Origin of the sequence: Lysinibacillus sp. NPDC094177 (assembly GCF_050279145.1) — a bacterium.
Taxonomy (GTDB): Bacteria; Bacillota; Bacilli; order Bacillales_A; family Planococcaceae; genus Lysinibacillus.
In genome coordinates this window covers 69,117-93,805 of the sequence record NZ_JBNNTW010000008.1, presented here as the reverse complement: position 1 = coordinate 93,805, position 24,689 = coordinate 69,117, and the positions used below count along the sequence as shown (strand labels likewise).

Annotated in this window: 24 protein-coding genes, 1 pseudogene and 1 riboswitch; of the genes and pseudogenes, 14 read left to right on the top strand and 11 right to left on the bottom strand. The window is 35.9% G+C overall.

Annotation, left to right across the window (positions count from 1 at the left end):
• The first annotated feature begins 134 nt into the window (after positions 1 to 134).
• A complete protein-coding gene (locus ACQKNC_RS14410; protein WP_427425600.1) occupies positions 135 to 629 on the top strand; it encodes a DUF3267 domain-containing protein in 495 nt (164 codons plus the stop codon).
• 369 nt (positions 630 to 998) lie between these two features.
• On the opposite strand, the gene ACQKNC_RS14405 is transcribed toward ACQKNC_RS14410, so the two are convergent.
• Both ACQKNC_RS14405 and ACQKNC_RS14400 read right to left on the bottom strand, forming a co-directional pair.
• On the bottom strand, positions 999 to 1,133 hold the full coding sequence (locus tag ACQKNC_RS14405; protein ID WP_427425520.1) for a hypothetical protein: 135 nt from the start codon (positions 1,131 to 1,133) through the stop codon (positions 999 to 1,001).
• 275 nt (positions 1,134 to 1,408) lie between these two features.
• On the bottom strand, positions 1,409 to 1,861 hold the full coding sequence (locus tag ACQKNC_RS14400) for a hypothetical protein (RefSeq protein ID WP_427425519.1): 453 nt from the start codon (positions 1,859 to 1,861) through the stop codon (positions 1,409 to 1,411).
• Positions 1,862 to 1,971: 110 nt separating this feature from the next.
• Between ACQKNC_RS14400 and ACQKNC_RS14395 the strand changes: the two genes are divergently transcribed.
• A complete protein-coding gene (locus ACQKNC_RS14395) occupies positions 1,972 to 2,157 on the top strand; it encodes a hypothetical protein (RefSeq protein WP_427425518.1) in 186 nt (61 codons plus the stop codon).
• Between the two features lie 53 nt (positions 2,158 to 2,210).
• Here ACQKNC_RS14395 and ACQKNC_RS14390 read toward each other — a convergent pair.
• Positions 2,211 to 2,306, bottom strand: a pseudogene (locus ACQKNC_RS14390) (IS3 family transposase); the annotation flags it as partial.
• Positions 2,307 to 2,962: 656 nt separating this feature from the next.
• Positions 2,963 to 3,565 carry a 30S ribosomal protein S4 gene (gene rpsD / locus ACQKNC_RS14385; RefSeq protein WP_427425517.1) on the bottom strand — a complete coding sequence of 201 codons (603 nt, stop codon included), beginning with the start codon at positions 3,563 to 3,565 and terminating at the stop codon, positions 2,963 to 2,965.
• Positions 3,566 to 4,023: 458 nt separating this feature from the next.
• Here rpsD and ACQKNC_RS14380 point away from each other — a divergent pair, with 458 nt between their 5' ends.
• Positions 4,024 to 5,904, top strand: coding sequence for a sensor domain-containing diguanylate cyclase (locus ACQKNC_RS14380; RefSeq protein ID WP_427425516.1), 1,881 nt, complete (start codon positions 4,024 to 4,026; stop codon positions 5,902 to 5,904).
• A 204-nt stretch (positions 5,905 to 6,108) separates the two neighbouring features.
• Here ACQKNC_RS14380 and ACQKNC_RS14375 read toward each other — a convergent pair whose 3' ends face one another.
• The gene (locus tag ACQKNC_RS14375) at positions 6,109 to 6,588 is read right to left on the bottom strand and encodes a GAF domain-containing protein (protein WP_427425515.1); all 480 of its coding nucleotides are present in this window, start codon (positions 6,586 to 6,588) and stop codon (positions 6,109 to 6,111) included.
• A gap of 23 nt (positions 6,589 to 6,611) precedes the next feature.
• Positions 6,612 to 7,406: a histidinol-phosphatase HisJ gene (gene hisJ / locus ACQKNC_RS14370; protein WP_427425514.1), complete on the bottom strand. Its 795-nt coding sequence runs from the start codon at positions 7,404 to 7,406 to the stop codon at positions 6,612 to 6,614.
• A 190-nt stretch (positions 7,407 to 7,596) separates the two neighbouring features.
• Between hisJ and ezrA the strand changes: the two genes are divergently transcribed.
• The 5 genes from ezrA (at position 7,597) to ACQKNC_RS14345 (ending at position 13,433) form a co-directional block, all read left to right on the top strand.
• A complete protein-coding gene (gene ezrA / locus ACQKNC_RS14365; protein WP_427425513.1) occupies positions 7,597 to 9,297 on the top strand; it encodes a septation ring formation regulator EzrA in 1,701 nt (566 codons plus the stop codon).
• Positions 9,298 to 9,739: 442 nt separating this feature from the next.
• Positions 9,740 to 10,204, top strand: coding sequence for a GNAT family N-acetyltransferase (locus tag ACQKNC_RS14360; RefSeq protein WP_427425512.1), 465 nt, complete (start codon positions 9,740 to 9,742; stop codon positions 10,202 to 10,204).
• A 496-nt stretch (positions 10,205 to 10,700) separates the two neighbouring features.
• The gene (locus ACQKNC_RS14355) at positions 10,701 to 11,861 is read left to right on the top strand and encodes a cysteine desulfurase family protein (protein ID WP_427425511.1); all 1,161 of its coding nucleotides are present in this window, start codon (positions 10,701 to 10,703) and stop codon (positions 11,859 to 11,861) included.
• On the top strand, positions 11,858 to 13,066 hold the full coding sequence (thiI, locus tag ACQKNC_RS14350) for a tRNA uracil 4-sulfurtransferase ThiI (RefSeq protein WP_427425510.1): 1,209 nt from the start codon (positions 11,858 to 11,860) through the stop codon (positions 13,064 to 13,066). The genes ACQKNC_RS14355 and thiI overlap by 4 nt, the downstream gene beginning before the upstream one ends.
• Before the next feature lie 151 nt (positions 13,067 to 13,217).
• Entirely contained in the window at positions 13,218 to 13,433 is a 216-nt protein-coding gene (locus ACQKNC_RS14345) for a small, acid-soluble spore protein, alpha/beta type (protein WP_427425509.1), read from the top strand.
• 147 nt (positions 13,434 to 13,580) lie between these two features.
• Here ACQKNC_RS14345 and thiE read toward each other — a convergent pair whose 3' ends face one another.
• From thiE to thiM, 3 genes are read right to left on the bottom strand one after another with little or no spacing between them, the layout of a single operon-like run.
• Entirely contained in the window at positions 13,581 to 14,213 is a 633-nt protein-coding gene (thiE, locus tag ACQKNC_RS14340; protein WP_427425508.1) for a thiamine phosphate synthase, read from the bottom strand.
• Complete coding sequence (gene thiD / locus ACQKNC_RS14335) at positions 14,203 to 15,027, bottom strand: bifunctional hydroxymethylpyrimidine kinase/phosphomethylpyrimidine kinase (protein WP_427425599.1); 825 nt, start codon at positions 15,025 to 15,027, stop codon at positions 14,203 to 14,205. Before thiD ends, thiE begins: the two co-directional genes overlap by 11 nt.
• Positions 15,027 to 15,782 carry a hydroxyethylthiazole kinase gene (gene thiM / locus ACQKNC_RS14330; RefSeq protein ID WP_427425507.1) on the bottom strand — a complete coding sequence of 252 codons (756 nt, stop codon included), beginning with the start codon at positions 15,780 to 15,782 and terminating at the stop codon, positions 15,027 to 15,029. The genes thiD and thiM overlap by 1 nt, the downstream gene beginning before the upstream one ends.
• Positions 15,783 to 15,870: 88 nt before the next feature.
• A riboswitch (TPP riboswitch) is annotated at positions 15,871 to 15,969 on the bottom strand.
• 321 nt (positions 15,970 to 16,290) lie between these two features.
• Here thiM and mbcS point away from each other — a divergent pair.
• From mbcS to ACQKNC_RS14305, 5 genes are all read left to right on the top strand, one after another.
• Positions 16,291 to 17,880: an acyl-CoA synthetase MbcS gene (gene mbcS / locus ACQKNC_RS14325; protein WP_427425506.1), complete on the top strand. Its 1,590-nt coding sequence runs from the start codon at positions 16,291 to 16,293 to the stop codon at positions 17,878 to 17,880.
• Positions 17,881 to 18,087: 207 nt separating this feature from the next.
• Positions 18,088 to 19,101, top strand: coding sequence for a signal peptide peptidase SppA (sppA, locus tag ACQKNC_RS14320; protein ID WP_427425505.1), 1,014 nt, complete (start codon positions 18,088 to 18,090; stop codon positions 19,099 to 19,101).
• Between the two features lie 12 nt (positions 19,102 to 19,113).
• Positions 19,114 to 19,731: an RDD family protein gene (locus tag ACQKNC_RS14315; protein ID WP_427425504.1), complete on the top strand. Its 618-nt coding sequence runs from the start codon at positions 19,114 to 19,116 to the stop codon at positions 19,729 to 19,731.
• A 223-nt stretch (positions 19,732 to 19,954) separates the two neighbouring features.
• Positions 19,955 to 20,458 carry a thiol peroxidase gene (gene tpx / locus ACQKNC_RS14310; RefSeq protein ID WP_427425503.1) on the top strand — a complete coding sequence of 168 codons (504 nt, stop codon included), beginning with the start codon at positions 19,955 to 19,957 and terminating at the stop codon, positions 20,456 to 20,458.
• Positions 20,459 to 20,547: 89 nt separating this feature from the next.
• Positions 20,548 to 21,477 (top strand): class I SAM-dependent methyltransferase, encoded by a 930-nt coding sequence (locus ACQKNC_RS14305; RefSeq protein ID WP_427425502.1) that lies wholly within the window; start codon positions 20,548 to 20,550, stop codon positions 21,475 to 21,477.
• Between the two features lie 667 nt (positions 21,478 to 22,144).
• On the opposite strand, the gene ACQKNC_RS14300 is transcribed toward ACQKNC_RS14305, so the two are convergent.
• Entirely contained in the window at positions 22,145 to 22,594 is a 450-nt protein-coding gene (locus tag ACQKNC_RS14300) for a universal stress protein (RefSeq protein WP_427425501.1), read from the bottom strand.
• A 374-nt stretch (positions 22,595 to 22,968) separates the two neighbouring features.
• On the opposite strand from ACQKNC_RS14300, the gene ald reads away from it, so the two are divergent.
• Positions 22,969 to 24,084 (top strand): alanine dehydrogenase, encoded by a 1,116-nt coding sequence (ald, locus tag ACQKNC_RS14295; protein WP_427425500.1) that lies wholly within the window; start codon positions 22,969 to 22,971, stop codon positions 24,082 to 24,084.
• A 352-nt stretch (positions 24,085 to 24,436) separates the two neighbouring features.
• Here the strand turns inward: ald and ACQKNC_RS14290 are convergent.
• Positions 24,437 to 24,689 (bottom strand): hypothetical protein (locus tag ACQKNC_RS14290; RefSeq protein WP_427425499.1); only part of this gene is annotated, 253 nt, incomplete at its 5' end.

Here is a 24,689-nt window from a genome sequence, read left to right as displayed (position 1 = left end):
TCCGAATGCTTTCATGGGATTTTGTGTTAAACTAAATGTAAATTTGTAAAGTTTTGCCTCAATGTTAGTGGGTTAAATGATGAGGGAGAGGAATACTTATGATAACTTTGTTTCGACACTTACCACCGGAAAGTATGGATTTGTCAAAATGGACTCCTTTCATACAGAATAATTGGTATCGAAAACATTATATGAAGTTTGTATATCTACTTCAGATTATCATTTTTCTGATACCATATTTCTTTGGAACAGGGTTCACTCATATTAATATATTTCGACTCATCATAATAGGTATCTTTGTCTTCATCATTCACGAATGTCTACACATTTTTGTCATAAACAAAAAAGGTGATATTAGCTTAACATTTAGCGGAGTATTTTTTTGGCTAAATACAAATGCAATCCTATCCAAAACGAGATTTTGGGTCTTTATGAGCTTGCCTTTTATTGTATTATCGGTAGTCCCTGGCATTATGTCATTCTATGTATCAGGAAATATCAAATTAATTATATTATTTGTAAGTTGGATAAACTTATTGATTTCCTCCTCAGATATTATTAATTCATTTTTAATTGCAATTAAACCGAAGAACTCAGTTTTTTGCAGAGGTTACTATCGAGTGAAATAATATTAAAAGGTTACTTAAATCCGTTTTAAACTAAAGGCGTTAGTTTAAACTTACGATATTCTGAAAAGAAAAGACCGATTAAGTAATCAGTCTTTTCTTATTCCTACATCATATAGATGATATCTTTTATATTAAAATCCTTGTATGTAATTCCTGAAAGTAAAGTTGGAGCAGTAGTTTCTGTTTTCGCCGTTACAGTAATCTGTATGCACTTAATAAAGAAGTAAAATAAAATGGTTTTATAGATAAGTTAAGATTAAATGTAAATACTCAAGTCAAGAAAGTCACTACACCTGTAGTGAACCCCAAAAGTTAGACTTTAACCTGCATGTCTTTCGCGTTTCCTAAGAGAATCAAATCCTAATGCAGTCACCTGTTTAACCCATCTCCTAACCACTCCATGCCTGAAATTCCAAATTGAATGGCTAAATGTCTATAACCACCTTCACCTTGAAAATAAGCTTCAACAACTTTCTTTTTAAACTTATAATCGTACTTTGCCAAAATAAATACACCCCAATCGTTAGATTTTTGGTCTAACTTTTGGGGTGCAGTTCAAAATGAGTGACTTTCTTCTATAAAACCATAGAAGAAGACATATAGCCTTCCCTTATCTATATACAACTTTCACTGAAGGATCACCTACTGATCTAGCAAAATTAGTATAATAAGATTTAATAACCTGACCAACAGGGTTTTTCGTTACATTATGATATCGAGTGAAATAAATATCAGAATATATTCCCAACCTACTTTCTTTTTTACCTTTAGGATCTGCATTAATTTTTGCACTCGCCCCTACAGATTTGGAAACATTCACGGATATAGTTACATCCTTCCATTTTAGAACCTGTTACACTAAAACTATCAGAAACAGAAAGCATATAATATTCAGCGGGACTCCAATAAGGCGTTACTGGATGATAGTTAATAAATTGCGAATATTTAGTTTCACTGCTAACCAATTTTTGTGTAGTCTGATTACATGTAGCACAACGTGATTGAGGCTTATTTTGCTCATCCAAATAAAAATTATAATCAGATTCATTGTCAAAAAATAGTATCGAACCATCCTCTTGTTCAATAGAATATGGTGTATCTGTTGATAACTTAATATTCCAATCTTCATTACTTTCAGCAGAAGCACTAGATGTTGGACTAAACAACACAATTAGAATTAAACAACCAAAAAACAGGTAGAAAAAATTAGATTTTAATACAGAAGTTTTCATAAAATACCACTTTCCTTCCTTTTTTTGTTGTAATTCTCTCAGTTTCGCTATAATGTACTATATATAGATACGATTTACAAGATTATTATTTTAATAAAGGAGTAATTTGTATGAAACTAATAGCAGGTACTATTTCTTTATGTTTTGCATTTTGCCTTTTCCTTTTTTTGAGTTTATTAAAGAATTTTTCTTCTGGTGCTTATACAGTAGACTATCAAGCTTTTCCAGTCATATTAACACTACTATCTATCATATTTTTTGTGTTAGAGATAAAAGGGAATTCACCTAAAAAATAAAAAAGTAGCAAAAGATACTCTTTGGTGGTGCCCACTTAAAGTTAAAGTTTTTATTATGCAGCTAATTGGCTGGCATAAGTTCGGTATTTTACTGGACTCATGCCAGCCAGTTTCTGTTTAATACGTTCATTGTTATAGTAGTCGATATACCCCTTTTTATTTTCGATAATACTCAAATATTCAATAGTGATGAATAAAATTTTCTAGTTCGCTACTTGAAAATAGTTCCTATTTAAAATATTAATAAAAGTTTTAGCATGGTATTTCCTCCTACTTTACTTATTCCCGGGTATATTAATAACATATCATTAGCTATAAATGTTTAAAAATCAAGTTTTGCTATTAATTGAACAAAAATTGATAAAATTCAGATAAATTTGTATTTGTATGTTTTATATTCAACTTGAACCAGATTTTTTTCACTATTTATTGCCTGTTTGTAAATTAATCGCAATAGGATCAACACAGTATCCTAATTCTCCAAAGAGGTATTATCAAAATATGTTCAAAAGGGGACAAAAGTTGATTTATATTATTTTTCAATGGATTCAGTCTTATAGGCAGAAGGAGTTAGAGAAGAATATCCTTTTGGGAAGGGTGGTAGAAAATTGAATAAATCCTGAGTTAGTGTACACTTGTCCGTATTCTATTTTTTAATTGGCTAAGGTGAAAAAATGCTCCCCAAAAATCCCGCCAAATAAAAACGTAAATTTCTGATTATCTGAGTATAAACAAAAACCCCGCAAACACTTGTAGGAACAAGGTTGCGAGGTTTAAGAACCGTAAGTAATCTAACGTTAAAAAATTAACGAGAGTAGAACTCTACGATGAATGCTTCGTTGATTTCAGCTGATAATTCAGAACGCTCTGGTAGGCGAGTGAATGTACCTTCTTTTTTGTCAGCATCGAATGTTAAGTAGTCAGGTACGAAGTTGTTTACTTCAACTGCTTCTGCTACTACTGCAAGGTTTTGAGATTTTTCACGAAGAGAAATCGCTTGACCTGGTTTTACGCTGAATGATGGGATATCAACGCGTTTACCGTCTACCATAACGTGACCGTGGTTTACTAATTGACGAGCTCCACGACGAGTGCGAGCTAAACCTAAACGGTAAACTAAGTTGTCAAGGCGAGTTTCAAGAAGGATCATGAAGTTTTCACCGTGAACACCTTTCATTTTACCAGCGCGGTCAAATACAGTACGGAATTGACGTTCAGTCATACCATACATGTGACGAAGTTTTTGTTTTTCTTGAAGTTGTAAACCGTATTCTGATAATTTTTTACGTTGGTTTGGACCGTGTTGACCTGGTGCGTAAGGGCGTTTTTCGATTTCTTTACCTGTACCGCTTAGTGAGATACCAAGACGACGTGATAATTTCCAAGATGGACCTGTATAACGAGACATATTGTTGTCTCCTCCTTTAAATTTGGTTTTTTTTGTTGTAAAACAAAAACCAGTAGTACCCATTCTTATACGCATTTTATTTTCATGTATTTTCGCCTATGCAGCCGTTAGGTTACACATACACCATCTATTAGAATCTGTTTAGATGTACTAAACGAGATAGAGGAATAAAATACAGTAATAAGCTCATACCACTGCTGCGTTTATTTTACACAAACTTCATTGTAACTGCTTATTACATAGACGTCAATTATTAGACTAACTATTTTTAAAAAGGGGTAGTAGTAAAAATTCCCTCTATATACATATTGTAATATCTAAGGATAGTTAATGATACAGTGTGAAATGTAAAATATAAAAGTAAAATAGAATAACATAGTCAAAATGACACAAAATATGTATAATATACTATAAGTTAATAGTAATTGATTTGGACGTTATATAGAAAAGGTGATTTCATGACAGACCATTTACAAACGCTAAAATATATAAAATCAGATGTTTTGAGCATTTTGGTGAGTTCTGAGGAACAAAATGGTTTTAATGGGTATTTCAACCCATTGAAACAGTGTCTAAAGAAGCGCTTTGGAATTGTAAATGTGGCATTTCTCAGTTTCGAAGGTAATTCTTTAATACCTGTTGAAGAGATGGCTGCTTTAACAATCGAAACAAAACTAAATGCTGTGTCATGGTTAATGATTGAAGCTAGCTTTTATCAACAGAAAATGGTGAAGATTCCTTATATATTAAAAGAAAAAAAAGCATATACGATGATGACTGATATGGTGCTTTTCCAAGTAGAGGGCAAAAATCCAATTGGTGTGCTACTCGTGGAGGCAACAGATGCTTGGATAGACTTTATGACTTCAGATTACGGGGAAGAGTTTGTGGAAACGCTTACGAAGGTTCTTCAGATGACTAGAGAAAATTTTGAAGTAAAAGTGAATGAAGATCAATATAGAAAATTGTACAATATGACAGATTTATTTCATTCCACTATGGATATTGATTTAATTTTAGAAAATGTCTTAAAAAATATTAAGGATAATTTCCCAGAGTTTAATGTGGAGCTTATACTATCGAATGATCAAGACCGCCGTACGACTATCGATATTAAGCTCTTTGATTACTTATCTGAAAGACCTGCGACGATCGAGGCTTTTGTCTCAGGAGAGCTGACGACGGAGCTTGCTAGCGATTTGAATTGTCGATTATTAAACGCCCCTATAAAAGGGAGACAAGCTATTTATGGCATTTTACAAGTAAGTGCACCTACAACATATCTTTTTTCAACGACAGAAAAGGATTTTGTACAAATGCTAGCACAAACATCAGGAAATGCACTTGAAAATGCAAAATTATATCATCAATCACATCGCCTTGTAAGTGATTTACAACTCATCAATGAAACATCACATCGTTTAAATATGAGGATTGACATACATGAAATGTTACTTTTCCTTCAAAAACAGTTAATGAAATCCTTTCAACCAATGGAAGTTTGTTTCGCTTTTAAACAGGATGACACCTTTGAAGTGACGGATGCTAGTACGTCCTTATTTAACACTGAAAAGGGTCAAACATATATAAAACATGTTGAACAACATTTTGAACATACAAATGATCCACTATTTATTGCTGATTTCAGCCGATTAACCCCTAATCAAATTGAATATTGCTCAATTATGGCAATCCCAATTTTAATGGAAGAAAAAATTAATGGCTTTAGTATTGTGTTACACAAGGAGCCATATTTCTTTTCGTTTGATAGCTTTAAATTAATGCAATCATTAATCCATCACTCTTCTTTAGCAATTGCAAACTCAATATTACGAAATCAACTTCAGGAAATGGTAGATTTGGATCATTTGACGAAATTGTATGCAAGAAGTTATTTAGACCAGTATGTGGAAAAGTCGCTTAAAAATGACCAATCAGGGATGTTCCTACTTATTGATATTGATAATTTCAAACGTATTAATGATACGTATGGTCATCAAATTGGTGATAAGATTCTTATTCAAATTGCGGTACAGTTAAAAGAAACGATTGGCACTCGTGGTATTTGTGCACGCTGGGGCGGTGAGGAAATGTCTGTGTATATCCCAAATATTGATGAGAATGAAGCAATCGATTTAGCAGCAGCGATCGTTGCAGTAATTCCAAGCACAACAGATCCTCAGGTGACAATTTCAGCAGGTCTCATAACATGGGATGAACTTTATCGTCCAGCGTTTCAATCTGTTTTCCTACATGCAGATACAGCACTTTATGAAGCGAAAAACAGTGGTAAAAATCGATTTTGTATTCATGATCGATCCTATCAAACAAAATCATAATAGCTCGTTACTAAAATTAGGGATGACATTTCGTATGCCATGTATAGGAAGAGAAAGTGCCTAGTAGAACGGGTATTAACTGCACATTATGGTGATGCGTTTTCATAAAAAATAAGCAGATGTTTTCGAAAATAAAACGTCAGGCATCTTTATAAGATGAAATGCCCTGAAATGATAATAATTAAATCATTTCAGGGCATTTTTTTATAAATGAAGGAGTAGGGTTTTTACGAATAGCTCTAACCCCTTTTGGTCTTCCTGAGAAAAGCGATTTACGATTGGACTATCGATATCAAGAACACCGAAAACTATTCCTTCTTTTATCAAAGGAATAACGATTTCGGATTGGGAAGCCGCATCGCAGGCAATATGCCCTGGGAAGGCATGTACGTCTTTTACCACTATTGTTTCTTCTTTCTCTACAGCTGTTCCACAAACACCGCGTCCAATTGGTATTCTGACACAGGCAGGTAAGCCTTGGAATGGTCCTAATACTAGTTCCTCTCCATGTACTACATAAAAGCCAACCCAGTTAATGTTTGGTAGAAATTGATTTAGTAATGCAGAGGCGTTACTTAAATTAGCGATGCGATCGCTTTCTCCTGTAAGCAAGGCATCTAACTGTTTTGCTAATGTATTATATTGCTCGGCAATTGGCCCTTCATAATTAATTTGTGTAAACATCATAGCACCTCGTTTTAAATTATTTATTTGGGATATATAACATTATAGTGTTGATGTAAATCTGCAACAGTATGAGCATCTGAACCGAAAACTATTGGTAGCCCAATAGATTTACTATAATCGATGAAGGCAAATGGTGGATAAGGTTCCTGACAATATGTTTTACTTAATCCAGCGCTATTTAAATCTAGCTCATAGCCTTCTTCCTTCATTAAATCTAAAACTTCTCGAATCCGAGCAGAATCATCGATTTTCACCATATGTGCTAATTGAAATTTGTGAATAAGTGAAGGATGCCCAATGCGCTTAGGCTTAAATTTCCCTAAATCTGCTTTAATGGATTGTAAGACTGTATCATAATATAAACTATACACCTGTTCAATAGAGCCCACTTTTTCTGAAAAGGCCATAAAACCTTCTGGAGAAAAGTCTATGCATTCAAAGTTATTTTGCCATTGTAAAAAATGAACAGATAAAATAGAGTCATCTAAAAAGTGTCCATATGTATCAAGAAATTGACGAGTTTCTTGTTCAAAGCCTTGAATATAGTCAACCTCTAGACCAATATGAATGCGAATGTCTTGCGCGTACTCCTTTTGAAGGCGTTGTAAATCTTCAAAATAGGGCATTAAAAATTCTGGATTCATACCACTATCTTGCTGTGGTGTAGGGTCAACAAAATTCAATGGTAATGGTGCATGTTCTGTAAAGGTAATATCTGTGAAGTTATGAGAGATTGCTTTTTCTATATATTTCTTAAATGAATCAGAAGTACCGTGTGGACAATATGGACTATGAACATGGCCGTCACATTTCATAAAATCATCACTCCTTTAGCTTATGGATAATACACTTCTATTTGCATCAATTGTTCAAAAATTAAGTAGTTGTTATTCTTGAAAGGCGCATATACATAAAAAACACTCAAATTTTAGTACAAAAGGCGATAACATAGTATATAATAAATACAACTAGCCAATTCGTATATTGTAGAATAGGAGGCTTACGATGGAGTATATCATCATTCCGGTTATCCTACTATTAATTTTAGCGATAGTAGGATTTATGATGCGACGAAAACATACAGCAATCATTGCTAAACTTGAAAATGAAAAATCCCAAATACAAAACAATCCCATAAATGAGGAAATTTCAAAAGTTAAATCTTTAAACATGAACGGTGAAACGGAAGAGATGTTTGAACGATGGCGTAATAGCTGGGATGAAGTCATCGATGTACATATGACAAAAATTGATTCACTTTTATTTGATGCAGAGGATCAAATCAATAGACTTCGTTTTAATAAAGCGACGTTAATTGAACGTGAGATAGAAGATTACATTCAAAAGTGTGAACAAAATAAAGATAAAATCTTAGAAGAACTAAATGAATTAATTGGAAGCGAAGAAAAAAATCGTATTGAAATTGAACAATTAAAAGAATACTATCGCTCTGCACGTAAAACATTGTTAGCGCACCAACATTCATTTGGTGTAGCATTACCAGCTTTGGAGAAAAAGTTGGAGGAGTTTGTTCAAAAGTTTGAGGAATTCGATGTACTTACTAGCGATGGGAACTATTTGCAGGCGCGAGAAATTGTTATTAGCTTAAACCAAGAATCGCAACAGACATTTGAATACATTAATGATGTACCGACAATTTTGACTGAATTGCAAGTAAAGCTACCAGGAGCGGTACAGGAATTACGTAGTGGTCAGCGTGAAATGGAGGGTCAATCCTATTATTTACAGCATTTAGAGTTGACTGAGGCGCTTGATAAATTTGATGAGGAATTTGCGACATTAAAAAATGAATTAGCAGAGCTTAACTTAAAAGTTGTTAAACCACGTGTTGCTGAAATAAATGAAGAGATTGATCATTTCTACGATCTGCTTGAAAAAGAAGTTATTGCTAAAAATTATGTTGACCAAAATTGTGATCGTTTATTAAGCTCAATCACCAACGTTATTAGTTCAACAAGATTAGTAAGTGATGAAGCAACCTTTGTGCAGCAAAGCTATCGTTTAAATGAAAAAGATGCAGAAATTCCAAAAGTTGCATTAAAGCAATTAGAGGCTTTACAACGTCGCTATGACTTATTGGCGATGCGTGTTAGAGAGGAAAAATCTGCATACTCAAGTTTACAGGAAGAATTGATTGAAATTAACGATGAGCTTGAACGTATTCATGAGGAGCAAGGTCATTTATCAAATACGATGAAGAAGCTACGAATTGATGAAAACCAGGCTCGCACGCAAGTAGAAAGCTTAAAGAAAATATTACAAGATACAGATCGTCTATTAAACAAGGCTAATATTCCAGGTATCCCTGAAGAGATGGATGTTCGTCTAGATGAGGCAGCAGAGCATATTTATGTAGTTATGCAAAGCTTGCAAGAAGTACCTCTCAACATGGGTGCAGTTCATAATAATTTAAATACTGCTACACTTTGTGTAGAGGATGTAAAAGTGAAGGCGCATGAATTGATTGAAAATGTAATGCTGATTGAACGCATTATTCAGTATGGTAATCGTCATCGTGCAACAAATCCAAAATTACATACTCGTTTAAAAGAAGCAGAAAAATCCTTTAATCAATTCCGCTATTCTAAGGCATTAGAAGAGGCTGGTACGGCAGTTGAAGAAATGGAACCAGGTGCTTTAAAACGAATACAAGAACTTGTAGCAGAAGAAACAGTGTCAAAATAGTCAAGTAAATAAAGAATTACATCAGCTGTCTAAAAGGTATAGTTAGTACTTTTTAGACAGCTTTGTTATTTAAAATGCAAATTTCTTAGCATGAAAAGATCTAAATATTTGTTGAGGAATTCAGATGGTTTTAAGTAGTGAATTCATCTTCGGAAGTTTGAGAAGCTGCATGCTTGCTTGATCTTCGTCCCGGCTGGGCAACTCCTTGAGGATCAGTGTCATGAGACCCTGGAGAGCGAGCAACGCGAGTGAAGAGGCACATCGGACGTCCAGGAAGCTTTGCACTGTGCGAAAGCGAAGCGACAGCGATAAAAACTCCCAGCCGGAACGGAAATCAACCCCTCGTTGTAGATATAAAAGTTATAGATAGAACATCTTAGTGAGAGGGGCGGGAACTTTAATTATTTTTGATTAGAAATGATGAAAAATAGAGGTGTTCATAATGCAATTTTATATTCGGAGAATGAATGAAATTTATGCGACTGACATTTTGAATTGGAAATATGAAGAACCATATGATTTTTATAACAATGATCTATGCGATGAATCTCTAAAAGAATTACTTGAAAGTCCATATTATTCAATTTTCAATGAAAAAGAAGAGCTAGTCGGTTTTTTTTGTACAGGAACATCTGCACAAGTACCTAAAGGACGTGATTATGGTGCGTATTTAGACGAGTGCATTGATGTAGGGTTAGGGATGAAGCCTGAGCTAACGGGGAAAGGTTATGGTTCAGAATTTTTTTCATTTATTTTAAATCAGCTACAACAAGAAAATCATAGTCCTCTTCGTTTAACAGTAGCTACATTCAATACAAGAGCAATTCACCTTTACGAAAAATTAGGCTTTAAAAAAGTTATGGAATTCACAGCTTCAACTGAATTTATAACAATGAAGAAAGGTTGATGAATCAACTAGTCAATTAAGAAAAATTTGTGGGATCGCTTGTTTTTCTTGAACTACTAGTGTGAAATTAGCTTCAATATAGTTAAATATAGTAGCATTTGCTTTTACTAAAAGTGGAGGATGACATTTCAAAAAACGTATGCTATGTGTATAAGTTGATTGGAGTGGAGAGGAACGAAGGCTAAAACCATCACGTCCTGTGATAACGCCTTCGTGACCAACATCGGTAAAGCGCCCAGTCGGAACGGAAATCAACTACACGTTATGATGATGAGCCTAACAATGCAAAAATCAAATTTTTTATGCTGCTTAATTTTTTAGCTAGAAACGTTCATAGCAAGTCTTTAAGATCCACTCTTTAAAGGGTGGTTTTTCACATTAACGCAAACAAATAAGCGAATAAATTAGAATTATTGTTAAAGTTAGTAGTCAATTGCTGAAGATTGCGTTATGATAAATACCGTTAAATCAACGTTTTGAAAGTGTGTGAATATTAATGGAAGTTAATACAATCTATTTAGACAATAGTGCAACAACAAAACCTTTAAATGAGGTTATGCAAGCATTTATGGTAGTGAATGAGCAGTATTATGCCAATCCTGCTTCCATCCATGCAATGGGTGTTGAATCAAACGAATTATTAATGCGTGCACGTGAGCAAGTAGCAGATATTTTGCATACAGAAGCAAAAAATGTGCTATTTACATCAGGTGGTACTGAATCTAATAACACGGCAATATTTGGTTTAGCACGTAGTAATACGCATAAAGGAAATCATATTTTAACAACTGAAATTGAGCATCTATCTGTTCTAGAATCTGTGAAGCAACTTGAACAAGAGGGTTTTGACGTAGAATACTTGCAAGTAGATAAAAATGGAATTATCTCTTTAGAGGAGCTTCGTACAAAAGTGCGCAAGGATACCATTTTAGTAAGTATGATGCATGTAAATAATGAAATGGGTGCTATCCAACCAATTTTTGAGGCTGCAAAAATTATTCATGAATCGAGTCGTGCAGCTTTTCATGTTGATGCTGTACAAAGCTTTGGGAAGTTACCAATATCATTTAACGATGACGAGGGACCAGACTGTATGTCAATTTCTGGCCATAAAATTCATGGCTTTAAAGGTTCAGGTGTACTAGCATTCCGTAAAGAAATGAAATGGCAACCATATGCACTTGGTGGAGGGCAGGAGTTTGGTTTACGTAGTGGAACAGTAGCTGTACCGCAGGCTGTAGCCTTATCCAAAGCAGCTCGAATAGCAGTAGAGATTATGAATGACCGTGCGAAAAAATACCGTCAATGGTATGAAGAAATATGTTCGCAATTAAGAGGATATGGGGAAGTTGTTCATATTTTATCAACACCACAAGGAGCGGCACATATTTTATCTTTTAGTATTCGCGACTTAAAAGGTGAAGTCATTATTAATGCATTGCAAAAACGCAATGTAATTGTATCGACATCGAGTGCTTGTTCATCGAGACAGACAAAAACAAGCCATGTTGTTGAAGCGCTAAATATCGATGAGCATTTTAAAAAGGGTGTTATTCGTATAAGTTTTGGCGCACATGTAACAAATGAAGATATAGAAAAGTTTAAACAAGTATTAGATGAAGTATTGATGGAACTTAAAGGAGAATTTAAATCATGATTTGGAAAGAAATTTTAATTCGATATGGAGAACTTTCTACAAAAGGTCGCAACAAGATGGATTTTATTCGTCGCTTACGAGAGAATATTCGTCATGCGTTTGCGGATTTAGGACAATTACACATTCGTACAGAGCGCGATCGAATGTTTATTGCTATTCAAAATGAAACACAAATGGACGTTCTATTAAAAGGATTACCTAAAATTTTTGGTATTCAATCATTTAGCCCAGTGGCAGCATGTGAAAAAGACATCGAGGCCATGAAAAAACTTGCCATAACAATTATGGATACATTTAAAAATGAACAGCTTACTTTTAAAGTAGAAGTAAAGCGCACAGATAAAACATTTCCTTTAGAATCACATGCCATTCAACGCGAAATTGGCGGTTATGTTTTACCACAATATCAAAATTTATCAGTAAAGGTGAAGAAGCCTGATATCGAACTTCGTGTAGAGGTGCGTCATGATGCAACATATATGATGGCACAAGTTATTCAGGGTGCAGGTGGAATGCCTGTAGGCTCCAATGGTAAATCATTATTAATGCTTTCTGGTGGAATAGATAGTCCTGTCGCTGGTTATTTAATGATGAAACGAGGAGTGCGCTTAGAGGCGATTCACTTCTTTAGCCCACCGTATACAAGCCAAAATTCATTGGAAAAAGTAAAGGTACTTGCTAATGAATTAACGAAATTTGGAGCTAGTATACGTTTACATGTAATTCCCTTCACTGAAATTCAAGTTCTTATTAAAGAAAAAGTACCGTCTAATGTATCGATGACTACAACTCGTCGTATGATGCTAAAAGTTGCTGACAAAGTACGTGAAGAAATTGATGCACTAGCAATTGTTACAGGTGAAAGCCTTGGTCAAGTAGCGAGTCAAACTCTTGAGAGTCTAACTGCTATTAATGCTGTGACTAACACACCGATTTTACGCCCATTAATCTCAGCAGATAAATTAGAAATTATCGATATTGCAGAGAGAATCGGCACATACGAAACGTCTATTCAGCCATTTGAAGACTGCTGTACAATTTTTACTCCTGCAAGTCCAAAAACAAAGCCAAAGCTTGAAAAGGTTGAGCACTATGAAAGCTTCTCGGATTTTGATGAACTAATTGAACGAGCAGTGAAAAACCGTGAAGTCTATATTTTCCCGAAAAAAGAGCAAGAAGCCGATAAATTTGCGGATCTTCTATAGAAGAAACGTGCGATTTCTGAAGAGCCAACTCAAAGCCTATTTTGAGTTGGCTTTTTTAGTTCTCCTTCCTTTCTAGGTACAATTTACCTATAAAATTTTTGTATTAAAAATCTAATATCGCACATTCTATATTCACAAGGAGGTGAGAGACATGGCAAACACAAACCGCAGTTCAAACCAGCTTGCAGTACCAGGTGTACAACAAGCACTTGATCAAATGAAATACGAAATTGCACAAGAATTTGGTGTTCAATTAGGAGCTGACGCTTCAGCTCGTGCTAACGGTTCCGTTGGCGGTGAAATCACTAAACGTCTTGTACAAATGGCAGAATCTCAATTAAAAGGTATGCCAAACAGCAACCAATAATTGCTTAATCAGCAATTATTAAAATTAAAACCAGTGACCGTAAAAGGCACTGGTTTTAGTTTGTTTAAATTGGTTATTTTTTATCCCTATTAACAGGCAGTAATTTATCTGTATCAAATGAGAAGCTTTAGGTCCTCCCATATCACTTTATCCTACAAATGATTTAAATGTAGAGACTGTTTTAGAAATATCCTTACTTTCGCAAATTGCAGAAATAACTGCTATTCCATCCGCACCTGCTTTAAATACCGAATGTGCATTCAAGCAGTTTATGCCTCCAATTGCAACGATGGGGAGTTCCGGATATTGTATCCGAACTTGCTGTAAAAAATCAGTTCCACTAGGTGGTTTGGCGTCGCTTTTAGAAGTTGTTGGAAAAATTGGACCAATTCCTACATAGTCAGCACCGTATTGTAGAGCAGTTTGTAATTCAGCTTGTGAATGAACAGAAACACCTAGGATCATGTTACCAATTTTTTTACGTACCATCGACACAGGAAAATCCCCTTGTCCAATATGAACACCATCCGCTCTAAGTTTTATAGCTAGCTCTACATCATCATTGATGATAAATGGAACATTATACTGATGACAGAGCTTTTGACATTTGCGAGCAAAATTTTCATAGGCTTGCCCAATAAGTGTATTTGGCCCTTTTTCACGGTATTGAAACATAGTAATTCCAGATTGCAGAGCTTTCTCTAAAACGTTTATTGGCTCATGATTTAAAACATTACTGGTACCCATAATAAAATATAACTGTAGATTGTCACGTTTCATGAATGATCACCTCACAGGAATCCTTATATTTTTGATAAGCAAAATGATTTGTTGGACCATGGCCATTACCAATAGATAAATCATAAGTTATTGCTAATTGAATAAATTTTTTAGCTTCCTCAATGGCTTCTTCTAAAGGTAATCCACGGCCAAGAAAAGCTGTTAATGCCGCAGAAAATGTGCAGCCTGTACCATGCGTATTTTTTGTTGCAATACGAGTGGACTGCATGAAAAATGACCGACCATCTTTAAAAAATACATAATCAATAGCAAAACATTTATCCTCTAAATGACCGCCTTTAATAATGACACATTGAACACCCATTTGTAATAAGACCTGAGCTGCTGCTTTAATATCTACAAAAGAATTGATTTTCCTTCCTGAAAGGGTTTCTGCTTCAGGAATGTTCGGTGTTACAATTGTTGCTAAAGGTAGTAAATAACTACGTATTGCCTCAATGGCTTCTTGCTGTAATAAGCTTTCGCCACCTTTTGCAATCATGACAGGATCTACAATAAGCGGAATATTTAATTTGGCTAAAATATGTGCAATTGATTGTATTATTTCGGAGGAAAACAGCATTCCTGTTTTAACAGCACTAATTGAAAAATCCTTGATTAGCGCTTTAAGTTGTTTCTCAATAAAGCTCACTTCAATTGGTAAGACATCTGATACGCCAAGTGTGTTCTGGGCTGTTAAAGCTGTAATAACAGACGTTCCAAATACCTTTAATTCCTGAAATGTTTTTAAATCAGCCTGTATGCCTGCACCGCCGCCACTATCTGAACCAGCAATTGTCGTTACAATATGCATCATTCTTCACCATCCTTGGAAAGGCGATGTAGTTCATTTAATACTGCAATTTGAAAATCTCCAATATATTGAGAAGAAGAAGTGGCTTGCTCTGCCACTTTTTTATAAAGCGATAATGTTTCTACCAATTGGTCAAATGGTTTATCTCCTGCAGCGAAGGAGGCACAACAAATTGCACTCAATAAGCAACCTGTTCCAGTAACTTCTGTCATTTGAGAATTGCCACCTGTAACCCATTGCTGATGTTTACCATCAGTAATAAAATCCTTTTCACCAGTCACAATAACAATACATTTGTAGAGTTGAGCTATTTTCTGTGCTTCAACTTCTAAAGATATTGAACCACTACCGCTATCTACGCCTTTTTGTTGCCAGTCTACATTAGCGATAGCCGCAAGCTCTCCAATATTACAACGAATTGCCGAAAATTTAATTTCCTTCAGTAGTCGCTGTACCGTTTGTTTCCGGTAGGTTGTTGCACCTGCTGCAACAGGATCTAAAATAACGGGAATGCCAAGAGCATTTGCTTTTTTTCCTGCAAGTAACATTGATTCTTTCATTCGCTCGTTAAGGGTACCGATATTTATCAATAAACCCGAGGCAATTGCGACCATTTCTTCAACCTCATGACTGTCATCAGCCATGACTGGAGAAGCGCCTATTGCTAATAAGCCATTTGCTTGAAAATTAGCCACAACATAATTAGTAATACAATGAATAAGTGGATTTTGTTTGCGGATAGTATGAAATACCAATTTAAGTCCTCCTTGTTGGATGGACGTAAGCGTGCAAAAAAGGCTCTTTTTCGTGTAGAAAAAACACGCAAAAGAGCCTTTCATCAGTAAATAGATGTGAATTGCTCCCTACGTCAGTATTAACTAACAGGTTCAAAGGGTCAGGTTTTACCTTCTCAACTCTAAATGAGTCCCCCTGCAATCATGCTTTTAGTTGACCAAAATGTACCATATTATTCATTCATGTTCAATAGTAAGTTTTTATAGGGAAGCGACAGCAACAAATGATTTCTGTGCGAAAGCGAAGTGATAACGAAGCGACAGCAACAAATGATTTCTGTGCGAAAGCGAAGTGATAACGAAGCGACAGCAATAATTACTCCAAGTTGAAATTAATAGAACCAAAACGTGACTGATGCCATATAGCAGAGCATGATAGTTGTCACTACTTTACTGAATTAGAGTGTATTCCATTGAAAAAGATAAAAATTGAGTTTTATAATAAGCGTAACAAAAGGGGGCATTTGCCATGAGAAGAGAAGATTTAATTGCACCAGAATGGTATAACATTTCAGAGGAAATTGAAAAATATGCTCAGGATTCTACAAAAAATGCATTATTAGTTTATAACGAAGACGAGGAAATTCAGTATATAACATATACAGCTTTACTTGAAAAGGCGAATCAGGCAGCACATGTATTTACATCTCAAGGTTTAAAAAAAGGTGATGTTATTTTAGTCATGGTACCGAGATCGGTTGAAGCGTATATTGTGTACATTGCTGCCTTAAAGGCAGGTTTAACCATTATACCTAGCTCAGAAATGCTAAGAACTAAGGATATTGAATATCGAATCAATCATGCTGATGCAAAAGGCGTCGTTGCATTTGAGCCTTATATTGAACAATTTGATAATGTAGAAAATTTACAAGAAATACAGCAATTTGTCATTGGTCATGCACATGAACCTTGGCAGCCGTTGCTTGAAAAAATGCAAAGCCAACCAACAACCTACATAAGCATTACGCCGACTAAGAGTACAGATATTGCATTTTTAGCATATACGAGTGGTACAACAGGTAATCCGAAGGCAGCGGTACATACACATAGCTGGGGTTACGCACACTTACGAACTACTGCACCAAATTGGTTAGGTGTTCAAGAAGGTGACATTGTTTGGGCTACAGCAGCGCCTGGCTGGCAAAAATGGATTTGGAGTCCGTTTCTAGCTACTTTAGGAAGTGGTGCTACAGCATTTGTTTACAAAGGACACTTTGATGCAGCAACATACCTTTCACTGCTTGAAAAATTCAATATTAATATTCTGTGTTGCACGCCAACCGAATACCGTCTTATGGCAGGGCTTGAAAATTTACATGATTTCAATTTAAGTACAATACGTCAAGCTGTGTCAGCGGGTGAACCTTTAAATAGTGAAGTGATCAAAGTATTTTCCGAGGTCTTTAATCTACAAGTACGAGATGGCTATGGACAAACAGAGAATACATTACTTGTTGGTACAATGGTAGGGATGGAGGCTAGAATGGGCTCAATGGGTAAACCTACTCCGGGTAATACTGTTGAAATTATCGATGATTTTGGAAATCCTGTTGCAATTGGAGAAGTTGGAGATATTGCTGTACACTGTGAAACACCCGCGTTATTTAAAAAATATTTAAACGATCCTGAACGTACAAATTTACAATTTAGAGGCGATTGGTATATTACTGGGGATCGTGCATATAAAGATGGAGATGGATATTTTTGGTTCGAAGGACGTGGGGATGATGTCATTATATCGTCTGGATATACGATAGGCCCATTTGAGGTAGAAGATGCTTTACTGAAGCATCCAGCAGTGAAAGAAACTGCCGTTGTCGCAAGTCCGGATGGGATTCGTGGTAATCTCGTAAAGGCATTTGTTGTGCTCTGTGACGGAGAAGTTGGTGATGAAGTACTTATTAAAAAATTACAAAACCATGTGAAAACTTTAACAGCACCTTATAAATATCCTCGTGCGATTGAGTTTGTTACTGAGCTACCAAAGACTACATCAGGCAAAATTCGTCGTGTCGAACTACGTGAGCAAGAAAAAGTCCATTACATCAATCATCATTAATTTCCTAGGAAATAATGTCGAAAATCAAAGTTCCTGCTTTTTTTATGAACTTTGATTTTTTTTTTGAGATTAGGTAATGTATTATAGGTTGAATAGGTTAAAGCAATAGTATTGGCTCATCACCGTGATAAGATCACGTTATTATTGCGATAAGTATGAAACAAATTAGGGTATCAATCGTATTACGTTATGAGGAGGCGGAATGGAATGAATGGTAAAAGGTGGGCCGCTTTAATAATTGCTGGTGTACTATTAGTATTTTCGTTAGGAATCAACACTATTTTTGCAATATTTAAATCGGATTTCTTTAGCAATTTTGATAGCTTGGTAGCTGGAAATGACTTGACGGTAATGGAAGAGGTTAAAGAAAGTGGCGATATGGATAAACGTATTGCATACTTAAAGGTCGATGGTACGATTCAAGATGTTGGCTCAAGTACAGCATGGCAAGCAGTTTCTTATGATCATCAATTTTTCTTAAATCAATTAGATAATATTTTATATGATGATACTGTGGAAGGTATCGTCCTAAGTGTTAATTCACCAGGTGGCGGTGTAAAGGAATCAGCAGAAATTTATAAAAAGCTTTTGAAAATTAAAGAAGAGCGACAAATTCCAATCTATGTTTCTATGGATTCGATGGCAGCTTCAGGTGGTTATTACATTTCAGCACCTGCAGATAAAATATTTGCGCAACGTGATACAATTACAGGTTCGATTGGTGTCATTATGCAATCTATTAATTATCAGGCGTTAGCAGAAAAAGTCGGTATTAAATATGAAACGTTTAAATCTGGTGAACATAAAGATATGCTTAGCCCAATGCGTGAAGTGACACCGGAAGAACGTGCTATGATGCAAGACATGATTAATGAAACTTATCAGGAATTCGTTAATATTGTAGCAAAAGGGCGTAATATGTCTGAAGCCGATGTAAAAAAAGTTGCCGATGGTCGAATTCTTAGTGGTAAGAAGGCTCTTGAAGCGGGCTTAGTAGATGAGATTGGCGATGAGGAAGCAACAATTGCTGCACTGCGTAAAGACTTTGGTTTAGAGGACGCAGAATTATTTGAGTATTCATATGATGTGGGTGGCTGGCAATCATATGTTGGGATGAAGATTGGCTCAATGTTTGGTCCTTCAGCAGAGGAAAAAATGCTGATGAAAATTATGGCAGATTATAAAGCACCAAAAATGATGTACTTATATGGCGAAAACTAAGGAGGGAGTACAATGACAAACAATGAAATTGTTATGCAAGGTTCACCCTCTATGGAGAATACACTCCTAATTGATAAGCCAATTACAAATAAAAACTATGCATTAAAAACGGCAGGATTTTGGATTCGTTTTTGGGCATTTTTATTAGATGGATTCGTTATTACAGCAGTATGTGGAATTCTCGTTAATCCAATTTTTTATTTCATGGATTGGTCATTATCAGAAACAGTGTGGTATGCACCAATTTCGATTATATCTGCTATTCTCTATTACAGTTATTTCGTATTAATGACGAAATTTTTGGGGCAAACATTAGGGAAAATGATATTTGGATTACGTGTTATTTCATTAAAACATGAGAAGTTGACTTGGTCAGATGTGTTATTCCGTGATTGGATAGGGCGTATCATCAATAGCATTTTTATGCCACTTTATATTCTCGTAGCCATTTTACCGGACAATCAAGGTCTACATGATTTTTTTGCAGAAACAACAGTCGTTCATGAAAATATTTATATTGAAAAAGATATTGTGCAACCATCTTTGCTAGTCAAAGAGGAAAAGACTGAATCTGTATCTCAAGAAGAAAAAACTCAGCCTGAAAAGCTAGAGGGAAAAAACGAAGAATAATGGCTAGAGCTGTCTCGTTAAATGAGACAGCTCTTTAGTTTGCCTAGTCGAAACGAACCCAACGTTATGGTGAAGAGCTTGGAAAATGCATCAATCTTAAACAAACATGACTGAACAGGTGCGAAAAGATTTTTCAAAACTATTTTTGCTAAGCTGTCTCAGTTGCAATTAATTCCCTCCATTTAGTAATATTATGTACATATGAAGATTAGGAGGCGTTTATATGGCACAAGTAACATTTAAAAATGGCCCAGTAACACTTGTAGGTAACGAAGTAAAAGTTGGAGACCAAGCACCAGGTTTTACTGTATTAGCGAATGATTTATCACCTGTTACATTAAAAGATTCAGAGGGGAAAATTCGTTTATTTAGCGTTGTACCATCATTAGATACTGGAGTTTGCGATGCACAAACACGTCGTTTTAATGAAGAAGCAGCAAACTTAGGTGATAATGTAGTTATTTATACGGTATCTGTTGACCTTCCATTTGCTCAAAAACGTTGGTGTGGTGCAGCAGGCATTGATGCTGTTCAAACAGTTTCAGATCACCGTGACCTTTCATTTGGTGAAGCATACGGTGTCTACATCCAAGAATTACGTCTTCTAACACGTGCGATATTCGTTGTGGATGCAAATGACAAAGTGACATATGTGGAATATGTTCCTGAAGCAACAGATCATCCAAACTATGAAGCGGCAATTGCAGCTGTCAAAGCACTAGCATAATTTATTGATTTTAGGCTAAGATATTACTAGACAAAGGGGCTGTGACAAGTTTTTGTCACGGCTCTTTTCTGCGTGAAAGGAAGTTGTGTATGGAAAATATCGAAAAGTTATTTGGTATGCTAAATGAACATGCTGAAAAGATAGAAAAAGAACATAATGTTACATTGCTAGAGGGTATTTTAGATGGCTTAGAGGCATGGCTTGATGGGGAAGTTAATTTTTCACAAGATGGTGCTACAAAAGAAGATGTGCGCAAAGCGATTCAAATTGCTGTTTTAAAGGGGATGCGAAAAGGATCTCAGCCGAATCACCAAATGACACCTGATACTCTAGGGTTATTAGTTGGTTATTTTGTAGAGCAACTATTTGCAGATCGTCTAAAAACTGAAAAAATTTCTATTTTGGATCCGGCAGTAGGTACAGGGAATTTACTACTAACAGTTATGAATTTATTAGACGGAAAAATAGAAGCAACAGGTGTAGAGGTTGATGAGCTACTTATTCGTATAGCTGCTGCTACAGCTGATTTGACAGAGCAGCCTGTTTCCTTATTCCGTCAGGATTCTTTACAAGATTTATTAGTAAATCCTGCAGATGCTATTGTTTGTGATTTACCGGTCGGGTACTATCCGAATGAAGACGTCGCATTGGATTATGAACTATGTGCTTCAGAAGGAATGAGTTATGCACATCACTTATTTATTGAGCAGTCCGTTAATTACACTAAGGATGGAGGCTACTTATTTTTCCTTGCACCAACCCATCTCTTTGAATCTGAGCAGTCGAAACAACTGCATAAATACATTCAAAAGCATGCTTGGATTCAAGCAATTATTCAATTGCCAGATACAATGTTTGCCAATAAAGCCCTTGAAAAGAGCATTGTCATTTTACAAAAGCAAAGTAAGGAATTCAAAGCTCCCAAAGAGGTATTGTTAGCAAAAGTACCAAATATGCAAAATAAACAAGCTCTTGCTATGTTCTTTGAAAAAGTGAAGATGTGGCAAGAAGGGAAATAAGCATAAAAGGTATCCGAAATAGGATACCTTTTAGTTTGTCTATAAATAATCGTACCAATAAACTACTGTTGATTTTCTCCGAATAAACATTATCGCTGAAGCTTCGTTTTATCATTAAGTGGCACACTAAAAGATACACGCTTAGTGCATTGGTTGATTGGAGTGGAGACTGGGCGACTCCTTGGGGTTCAGCAAATAGAGGAACTAAGGCTAAAACCATCACATCATGTGATAACGCCTTCGTGACCAACTTCGGTGCTGCTGCCGCTTCGCTTTCGCGCAAAAAACATCTGTTGGCCCGAGACCCTGGAGCGCAAGCGAAGCGGCTCATCGGACGCCCCCAGGAAAGCGCCCAGTCGGAACGGAAATCAACCCCCTCGTTTTTGCAGGGACTTGTGCAAAAGGAAAGTGTAGAAAACGCTAGATGAAACCCTACTTAGCACTTTGAGAGGAGTGTCAAAACTTTCCTGTTTTTCTCTATGGTGAGTCTTGCCTAGTAAATAATCAAATCTTTAATACTATAGCTTCCGATTGTCAAATCACTGCATGGTGTAGCGCCATTGGTTTTAGCCTTATTTAATAAGACACATTATTTTCAAAGTCATAATAGCTTTTCAACAATAAGAAAAAGGTATCCAATTTTGGATACCTTTTATGTAAGACAAAATTAATTTTCAGGTGTACGGATAACAAGTACGTCACAATTAGCTGAGCGTACAATTGCTTCAGATACTGAACCGATTAGGAAGCGTTCTACTGCATTTAGACCAGTTGCACCACAGATGATTAAGTCTGCGTCTACAATTTTAGAAAGCTCTTTTGTAATGATATTTTTTGGTGAGCCGTATTCAATTACAAGGTTAATATTTGTTAAGCCTTCTTCTTCAGCTTGTTTTTTGTAACCATTTAATAGCTCCTCAGAAAATGCTTGAGCACGCTCAGCAATTGAACGGTCATATGCTTCGATTGCAGCGAATGAACGTGTGTCAATAACATTTACTAAATTTAAAACAGCACCTTCGTTACGTTTTGCAACGTCAATCGATTTACGGAAAGCGTATTCAGCTTCCTTTGAACCGTCTACTGCAACTACAATGCTTTTATATTTATTAGCCATTTGAATTACCTCCCTGATTTTTATATTTTGATTATACCAAATGATTTTCTAAAGGAAATACTTTCCGGAAGAAAAAATGTGAAAAAGTGAAGGCATTTTCAGTGATTTCGATTTTCGGCACTTCTTAAATCCATAAAATAAATATTACTACCAGAAGCATATTTTTGTTACTTGCGTGGGCACTTTCCGGAGTACTGTGTATAATTTGAATATTTGGTGTTGTAGGAATATTGTTAATTTTATTTATTGTTATTTAAATTAAAGCATTTTTTGTTTATGTTTGGTAATATGGAAATGCAAGGGGTGCATCAATACATCAAAGCGTATGTAACAAAATGTGCTTATTTTTTAGGTAATGGAAGGGGATAGGAAAGATGAAGATTGGTATTCCAAAAGAGATTAAAAACAATGAAAATCGTGTAGCTATGACACCAGCAGGGGTTCTAACATTAACAAATGCAGGTCATGAAGTGTACATTGAAACTGGAGCAGGTTTAGGCTCAAGCTTTACAAATGCAGACTACCTTGCTGCAGGTGCTCATATTGTTGAGACGGCAAAAGAAGCATGGGCGCAAGAAATGATTATGAAAGTAAAGGAACCTGTAGCATCAGAATACGATTACTTCAATGAAGGTCAAATCTTATTTACTTATTTACATTTAGCGCCAGAGATTGAATTAACGCAGGCACTTTTAAATAAAAAAGTTGTAGGTATTGCTTATGAAACAGTACAATTAGCGAATGGTTCTTTACCACTTTTAACACCAATGAGTGAAGTTGCGGGTAAAATGGCAACGCAAATTGGTGCACAATTCTTAGAGAAAAATCATGAAGGTAAAGGTATTTTACTGGGCGGCGTATCAGGTGTACCACGCGGTAAAGTTACAGTAATCGGTGGCGGTATAGCTGGAACAAATGCAGCGAAAATAGCGGTCGGAATGGGTGCTGATGTAACGGTTATTGATTTAAGCCCAGAGCGTTTACGTCAATTAGAAGATTTGTTTGGCCGTGATGTTCAAACATTAATGTCCAATCCTTATAATATTGCAGAATCAGTGAAAAACTCAGATTTAGTAGTTGGTGCGGTTTTAATTCCTGGAGCCAAAGCACCAAAGCTTGTTTCTGAGGAAATGATTCAGTCAATGCAACCAGGTTCAGTAGTAGTAGATATTGCTATTGACCAAGGCGGTATTTTTGAGACATCTGATCGTGTAACGACACATGATGACCCAACTTATGTAAAACATGGCGTTGTGCATTATGCAGTTGCAAATATGCCAGGTGCTGTACCACGCACATCAACAATTGCTTTAACAAATAATACAATTCCTTATGCACTTCAAATTGCTAATAAGGGTTACAGACAAGCATGTGTTGAAAATGCTGCATTGAAAAAAGGTGTTAATACGATAGATGGACATCTCGTTTACAAGGCAGTTGCAGATTCTCAAGGTTTGCCATATGTAAATGTTGATGAATTAATTCAATAAGTAAAATAATAAAAGGAAGCACCATGTTTCATTATGGTTGCTTCCTTTTATGTTGTTGAAAAACTATTAAAGTATGGCTCATAGCAAAACGAGGGTTGATTTCCGTTCAAGGCTACTCGCTTTGGCAGGTGGATGTCGATAAAATTCAGAAGTTGGGTGATAAAACGTGAAAGTTAGTCGATAAAATTCAGAAGTTGGGTGATAAAACGTGAAAGTTAGTCGATAAAATTCAAAAGTTGGGCGATAAAACGTAAAAGTATTCAGATGAAACTCTAAAGTTGGATGAAATTTTTGATAAAACGTTTGTCATGTTGATAAGTTGGTCGGTGGAAACTGGGCGACTCCTTGGGGATCAGCGAATAGAGGAACGAAGGCTAAAACCATCACATCCTGTGATAACGCCTTCGTGACCAACTTCGGTGCTGTTGCTGTCGCTTCGTTGCACTACGCTTTCGCACAGAATGAACCCCTTTTGTTGCTGTCGCTTCGCTTTCGCACAGACAAAACCCTTTTGTTGCTGTCGCTTCGCTTTCGCACAGACAAAACCCTTTTGTTGCTGTCGCTTCGCTTTCGCACAGACAAAACCCTTTTGTTGCTGTCGCCGT